Annotated in this window: 2 protein-coding genes; one reads left to right on the forward strand and one right to left on the reverse strand. The window is 67.2% G+C overall.

From position 1 onward, the window contains the following. On the reverse strand, positions 1 to 1587 hold a 1587-nt coding region (locus AX681_RS07370), incomplete at its 3' end, for an ATP-dependent helicase (protein ID WP_066681998.1). Positions 1588 to 1693: 106 nt separating this feature from the next. Between AX681_RS07370 and AX681_RS07375 the strand changes: the two genes are divergently transcribed. Beyond that, on the forward strand, positions 1694 to 2156 hold a 463-nt coding region (locus AX681_RS07375), incomplete at its 3' end, for a hypothetical protein (RefSeq protein WP_156456050.1).

Below are 2156 nucleotides of genomic sequence, written 5' to 3' on the forward strand. Positions count from 1 at the left end.
GGCTTCGGCGGTGCGGTCCGCCTGCCACATCGCGGTATAGCCGCTTTCGTCGAGGATGATCTGGGCGAGTTCGGTGTGGGGGAGCTGGCCGATGCGGGTGGGCGGCAGTTCCTCACCCTCCACCGGGACCGGCGCGCGGAGCATCTGGCTCCAGCGGGCGACGTCGCCGACGAAGCTGCCGAGCGCGCGGCGGGCCTGCGGGGTGAGTTCGTCGGTGTCGAGGATGCGCGCGGCGGCGACGAGCAGGGGGATGCCCTCGGCGCGGGCGAGCATGTGGATCTTGGCGATTGCCTTGTCGCCCAGGCCGCGCTTGGGGACGTTGACGATGCGTTCGAAGGCGAGGTCGTCGGCGGGTTGGTGGACGAGGCGCAGATAGGCGAGCGCGTCGCGGATTTCGGCGCGTTCGTAGAAGCGGAAGCCGCCGACGATGCGATAGGGCAGGCCGGTGGCGATGAAGCGGTCTTCGAACTCGCGCGTCTGATGCTGGGCGCGGACGAGGATGGCGAAATCGTCGAGCGATTTGCCGGTGCGGATGCGGGCGCTCTCGATGTCCTCACCGACGCGGCGGGCTTCCTCAGGCCCGTCCCACACGCCGATGACGCGGACCTTTTCGCCCGCGTCGATCTCGGTCCACAATTCCTTGCCGAGGCGGCCGCTATTGTTCGCGATTACCGCGCCGGCGGCGGCGAGGATATGGGGGGTGGAGCGGTAATTCTGTTCGAGGCGAATGACCTTGGCGCCCGGAAAGTCCTTTTCGAACTTCAGGATGTTTTCGACCTGCGCGCCGCGCCAGCTGTAGATCGACTGGTCATCGTCGCCGACGCAGCAGATGTTCTTGCGCTCCTGCGCCAGCAGGCGGAGCCAGAGATACTGGACGCTGTTGGTGTCCTGATACTCGTCCACCATGATGTAGCGGAAGCGCTGTTGGTATTGCTGCAGCACGTCGCGATGGGTGCGCAGGATAGTGAGCATGTGGAGCAGCAGGTCGCCGAAGTCGCAGGCGTTGAGCGCGCGCAGGCGGTCCTGGTACTGCTGGTAGAGCGCCTGTCCCTTGCCATTGGCGAAATGCTCGGACTCGCCCGCGTCGAGCATCGCGGGGGTCAGCCCCTTGTTCTTCCACCCGTCGATCAGCCCGGCGAGCTGGCGCGCGGGCCAGCGTTTTTCGTCGAGATCGTTGGCGACGATCAACTGCTTGAGCAGGCGCAGCTGGTCGTCGGTGTCGAGGATGGTGAAGTTGCTCTGCAGCCCGACCAGTTCGGCGTGGCGGCGCAGCATCTTCGCACCGATCGCGTGGAAGGTGCCGAGCCACGGCATCCCCTCGACCGCGTCGCCGACATGGTGGCGGACGCGTTCGCGCATCTCGCGCGCGGCCTTGTTGGTGAAGGTGACCGACAGGATCTCCGACGGATAGGCGCGGCGGGTCCAGAGCAGGTGGGCAAGGCGCGCGGTGAGCGCGGCGGTCTTGCCGGTGCCCGCGCCCGCGAGGACGAGGACGGGGCCGTCGACGGTGAGCACGGCTTCGCGCTGCGGCGCATTGAGGCCGCGCAGATAGGGGGGATCGTCGGCGGAAGGCTGAGGTACGGACATTGCGAACAGGTAGGGAACGCGGCGAGTCGGGGCAAGCGCGATTGCCGTCTTGCTATCGTCATCGAGCTGGGGGAAACTTTATCCAGTAGCTTCAAGGAGATCGGCAATGAACATCGCACGACGGCCATTGCTGATCGGGGCCGCTGCGGCGGCGATGCTGGGCGGAATGAAGCGGGCAAGCGCGCAGGGCATGGTCACCGTGCCGATCCGGCTGACCGATGACCGCGTTCTGGTGGAAGCGACGTTCGGCGGCGGCCGCGCCTTTCTGCTGGCGCTCGATACGGGCGGGCAGATGGGGCTGATCAACAACGGTATCGCCGAGACGCTGAACCTCAACCGGGTCGGCAATCGGCGGCTCAATCTCGCCTGGGGCCAGACCGACTATCCGATTTTTCAGGCGAAGAACGTGATGTTGGGCGGGCGGCTGCGGCTGGAGACGCTGGAGCTGGGCGGGGTCGACCGCGATCTGGGCGATGGCGCGATCGGATCGCTGCCGGCCTGGGTGCTGACGCTGGCCGATGGCGAGGTGGATTTCGACGCGGGCGTGTGGCGGGCGCACGGGGCGGGGC

The organism is Sphingomonas sp. CCH9-E2, from assembly GCF_001557215.1.
Lineage (GTDB): Bacteria > Pseudomonadota > Alphaproteobacteria > Sphingomonadales > Sphingomonadaceae > Sphingomonas.